Annotated in this window: 1 protein-coding gene; it reads left to right on the top strand. The window is 53.3% G+C overall.

Going from position 1 to position 5,602, the window contains the following annotated elements; translation table 11 throughout:
* The coding region (locus tag FPE01S_RS26050; RefSeq protein ID WP_052956160.1) for a beta strand repeat-containing protein at nucleotides 1-5,602 on the top strand (5,602 nt) is incomplete at both ends.

A 5,602-nucleotide genomic window follows, 5' to 3' on the forward strand; every position in this document is an offset into this window, starting at 1 on the left:
GTGTTATCGGAACGTCGACCTACACCTTCACCCCGGCAGCAGGAGAATGTGCGACCACTGTTAGCATCGATGTTACCATCGCTACCAGCGTAACGCCGGTATTCAATGGCATCGGACCACTTTGTCTGAATAGTCCGGCTCCTGTACTTCCCGGCACTTCCAACAACGGCATCAACGGTACCTGGAGTCCGGCTATAGTGGTTACCAATGCCATCGGCACAACTACTTACACCTTCACACCAGATGCAGCCAGCTGCGGTGTACCGACAACGATCGACATTACGATCACCGATCAGATTACACCAGCCTTTGATCCGATTGCGGCATTCTGTGCGGGTGCAACAGCGCCGGTGCTGCCAGCGGCTTCACTCAACGGCATTACCGGTACATGGTCACCTGCGGTGGTGAGCAATACCACTTCGGGTGCGTATACCTTTACTCCTGACGCCGGACAGTGTGCGGCACCGGTAAGCATCGACATTACTGTAACTCCTGCCGTAACACCAACATTCGCTGCGATACCAGCCTTCTGTTCGGGCTCAACGGCACCAACATTGCCAGCTGCTTCGCTTAATGGCATTACAGGCACATGGATCCCTGCCATCATCAGCAATACGACATCCGGAACCTATTCCTTTATTCCGGATGCAGGTCAGTGTGCGGCACCTGTAACCATCGATATCACGGTAACACCGGCTGTTACGCCAACATTTGATCCGATTGCTGCGCTCTGCCTGAACAGCACGGCGCCGACGCTACCGGCTACTTCACTCAATGGTATTAATGGTAGCTGGAGTCCTGCCGTGATCAATACCAGTGTTATCGGAACGACTACATATACTTTTACCCCGGCAGCGGGAGATTGCGGCACTCCGGTTAGCATAGAGGTCACCATCACTGACCAGATCACACCGACCTTCACTGCTATACCAACATTCTGTGCGGGCAGTCCGGCTCCATTGTTACCGGCTACTTCGATTAATGGTATCACTGGAACATGGGTGCCGGCTGTCGTGAATAATACTACATCCGGATCTTACACCTTCATACCAGACGCCGGCCAGTGTGCTGCACCAGTGAGCATCGATATCACCGTAACACCGGCAACAACACCAGCCTTCGATGCGATTGGAGCCCTTTGCCAGAATAGCGTGCCACCGGTATTACCATCCATCTCAACCAACGGCATCAATGGTACCTGGTCACCTGCCGTGATCAACACCAGTGTAATCGGAACAACTACCTATACCTTCACCCCGGCAGCAGGAGAGTGTGCAACACCTGTTAGTATCGATGTAACCATCGCCACCAGCGTAACGCCGGTATTCAATGGCATCGGACCACTTTGTCTGAACAGCCCTGCACCAACGCTGCCGGCAACTTCCAACAATGGCATCAATGGCACCTGGAGCCCGGCAATAGTGGCTACCAATGTTACTGGTACAACCACCTATACATTCACTCCGGATGCTGCAAGCTGTGGTGTACCGACAACTATTGATATCACTGTCACCGATCAGATCGCGCCGACTTTTGATCCGATTGCAGCATTCTGTGCAGGAGCTACAGCCCCGGTACTCCCAGCGGCTTCGTTGAACGGCATCACCGGTACCTGGTCACCTGCAGTGGTGAGCAATACTGCTTCCGGCACGTATACCTTTACCCCTGATGCCGGGCAGTGTGCAGCACCTGTAAGCGTAGACATCACCGTTACGCCAACTGTTACTCCAACATTTGCAGCAATACCTGCATTCTGTTCCGGTACAACAGCGCCTGTATTGCCAACTGCTTCCCTTAACGGCATCGCCGGTACCTGGTCACCAGCTGTCGTAAACAATACCATTTCCGGATCTTACACCTTTATCCCCGATGCAGGTCAGTGTGCGGCACCTGTCACCATCGATATTACCGTAACCCCGGCTGTTACGCCAACATTTGATCCGATTGCTGCGCTCTGCCTGAACAGCACCGCGCCCGCGCTGTCAGCCATTTCACTCAACGGTATTAATGGTACCTGGAGCCAGGCAGTGATCAATACCAGTGTGATCGGAACTACGACCTACACCTTTACTCCGGCAGCAGGAGCGTGTGCTACCCCGGTTAGCATCGATGTCACCATCACCGACCAGATTACGCCAACATTTGCTGCAATCCCTGCATTCTGTGCAGGCAGTCCGGCTCCATTGTTACCTGCCTCTTCGATCAATGGCATTAGTGGCTCATGGATACCGGCCATTGTGAACAATACCACTTCCGGATCTTACACCTTTATTCCTGATGCCGGCCAGTGTGCTGCTCCTGTAAGCATAGACATCACCGTAACACCAGCAGTGTCACCAACCTTCGATGCGGTCGGTGCGATCTGCCAGAATAGTGTAGCGCCGGCGCTGCCAGCAACATCAAACAATGGCATCAATGGTACCTGGTCACCAGCCGTGATCAACACCAGTGTAATCGGAACAACTACCTATACCTTCACCCCGGCAGCAGGAGAGTGTGCAACACCTGTTAGTATCGATGTAACCATCGCCACCAGTGTAACACCGGTATTCAATGCCATCGGACCACTTTGTCTGAACAGCCCTGCACCAACGCTGCCGGCAACTTCCAACAATGGCATCAATGGCACCTGGAGCCCGGCAATAGTTTCAACCGGTTCTATCGGCACAACCACCTACACCTTTACTCCGGATGCTGCAAGTTGTGGCGTTCCGACAACTATCGATATTACCATTACTGATCAGATCGCGCCGACCTTTGATCCGATTGCAGCATTCTGTGCGGGTGCTACCGCACCGATACTGCCAGCGGCTTCGCTGAATGGCATCACCGGTACATGGTCACCTGCAGTGGTGAGCAATACTGCTTCCGGCACCTATACATTTACCCCAGACGCTGGACAGTGTGCGGCTCCGGTAAGCATAGACATCACTGTTACACCTGCTGTAACACCAACCTTTGCGGCAATACCAGCATTCTGTGCCGGTTCAACTGCACCGGTATTGCCAGCAACGTCACTCAACGGCATCTCCGGTTCATGGGTTCCAGCTGTAGTCAGCAACACCACTTCCGGATCATACACCTTTATCCCCGATGCAGGTCAGTGTGCTGAACCTGTGATCATCGATATTATTGTAACACCTGCAGTTACGCCGACATTCGATCCGATCGCTGCGATCTGCCTGAATAGTGCTGCTCCTGTACTTCCGGGTACTTCTCTCAATGGTGTGAATGGCAACTGGAGTCCTGCAGTGATCAACACTGCGATTACCGGAACGACTACATATACCTTTACCCCAGCAGCAGGAGCGTGTGCAATGCCGGTCAGCATCGATGTCACCATCACCGACCAGATCACACCAACATTTACTGCAATCCCGGCATTCTGCGCAGGATCTGCAGCACCTGCACTACCAGCTACCTCTCTGAACAGCATCACCGGTTCATGGATACCAGCCGTAGTCAACAACACCACTTCCGGATCTTACACCTTTATCCCGGATGCCGGCCAGTGCGCTGCACCGGTAACGATCGACATAACTGTAACCCCGGCAACAACACCAACCTTCGATGCGATCGGCGCAATCTGTCAGAATAGCGTAGCACCGGCGCTGCCAGCAACATCAAACAATGGCATCAATGGTACCTGGTCACCAGCCGTGATCAACACCAGTGTAATCGGAACGTCAACCTACACCTTCACCCCGCCAGCAGGAGAATGTGCGACCACTGTGAGCATTGATGTGACCATCGCCACCAGTGTAACACCGGTATTCAATGCCATCGGACCATTATGTTTGAATAGTCCGGCTCCTGTGCTTCCTGGCACTTCCAACAATGGCATCAATGGTGCCTGGAGCCCGGCTATAGTAGCCACCAATGCTATCGGTACAACCACCTATACATTCACGCCGGATGCTGCAAGCTGTGGTGTACCGACAACTATTGATATCACTGTCACCGATCAGATCGCGCCGACTTTTGATCCGATTGCTGCATTCTGTGCGGGAGCTGTTGCACCAGTGCTGCCAGCGGCGTCACTGAACGGCATTACCGGAACCTGGTCACCTGCAGTGGTAAGCAATACCGCTTCCGGCACTTATACCTTTACACCGGATGCCGGACAGTGCGCAGCACCGGTGAGCATTGACATTACTGTAACACCCGCGGTAACACCAGCTTTTGCTACAATTCCAGCCTTCTGCTCCGGTACAACTGCACCGATACTGCCAGCTGCTTCACTCAATGGCATCACCGGTTCATGGTTACCCGCAACTGTAAGCAATACTGCATCAGGAACCTACACCTTCGTTCCGGATGCTGGTCAGTGTGCTGAACCTGTAACCATCGATATCACCGTAACACCTGCTGTTACGCCAACATTTGATCCGATTGCTGCACTCTGTCTGAACAGTACTGCGCCGACGCTACCAGCCACTTCACTCAATGGTATCGGTGGTACATGGTCACCAGCTGTAATCAATACATCGGTTATTGGAACGACTACTTACACTTTCACTCCAGCAGCAGGAGCGTGTGCAACGCCGGTCAGCATCGACATAACCATCACTGACCAGATCACACCAACATTTACTGCAATCCCGGCATTCTGTGCAGGATCAATTGCACCAGTACTGCCTGCTACCTCACTCAATGGCATCACCGGTTCATGGGTACCGGCTACTGTGAACAATGCTACATCCGGTTCTTATACCTTCATACCGGATGCCGGCCAGTGTGCTGCACCAGTGAGTATCGATATCACTGTAACACCGGCAGTGACACCAACCTTCGATGTGATAGGAGCACTCTGCCAGAATAGCGTGGCACCAGCATTACCGTCAGCGTCTACCAATGGTATCAATGGTACCTGGAGCCCGGCCGTGATCAACACCATTGTTATCGGAACGTCGACCTACACCTTCACCCCGGCAGCAGGAGAATGTGCGACCACTGTGAGCATTGATTTGACCATCGCTACCAGTGTAACACCGGTATTCAATGCTATTGGTCCATTGTGCCTCAACAGCGCTGCACCGACGCTGCCGGCAACATCCAACAACGGCATCAACGGTACCTGGAGTCCGGCTATAGTGGCTACCAATGCCATCGGGACAACCACTTACACCTTTACTCCGGATGCTGCAAGTTGCGGTGTACCGACAACCATTGATATCACTGTCACCGATCAGATCGCACCGACTTTTGATCCGATTGCTGCATTCTGTGCGGGAGCAACAGCGCCAGTGCTGCCAGCGACTTCACTGAACGGCATCACCGGCACCTGGTCGCCTGCCCCGGTGAGCAATACCGCTTCCGGTACTTATACCTTTACACCGGATGCCGGGCAGTGCGCTGCTCCGGTGAGCATTGACATTACCGTAACTCCGGCCACAACACCGACTTTTGCTGCAATTCCAGCCTTCTGCTCCGGCACAACTGCACCGATACTGCCAGCTGCTTCACTCAATAGCATCACCGGTTCATGGTTACCCGCAACTGTAAGCAATACTGCATCAGGAACCTACACCTTCGTTCCGGATGCTGGTCAGTGTGCTGAACCTGTAACCATCGATATCACCGTAACACCGGCTGTTACCCC

The organism is Flavihumibacter petaseus NBRC 106054, from assembly GCF_000974785.1.
Lineage (GTDB): Bacteria > Bacteroidota > Bacteroidia > Chitinophagales > Chitinophagaceae > Flavihumibacter > Flavihumibacter petaseus.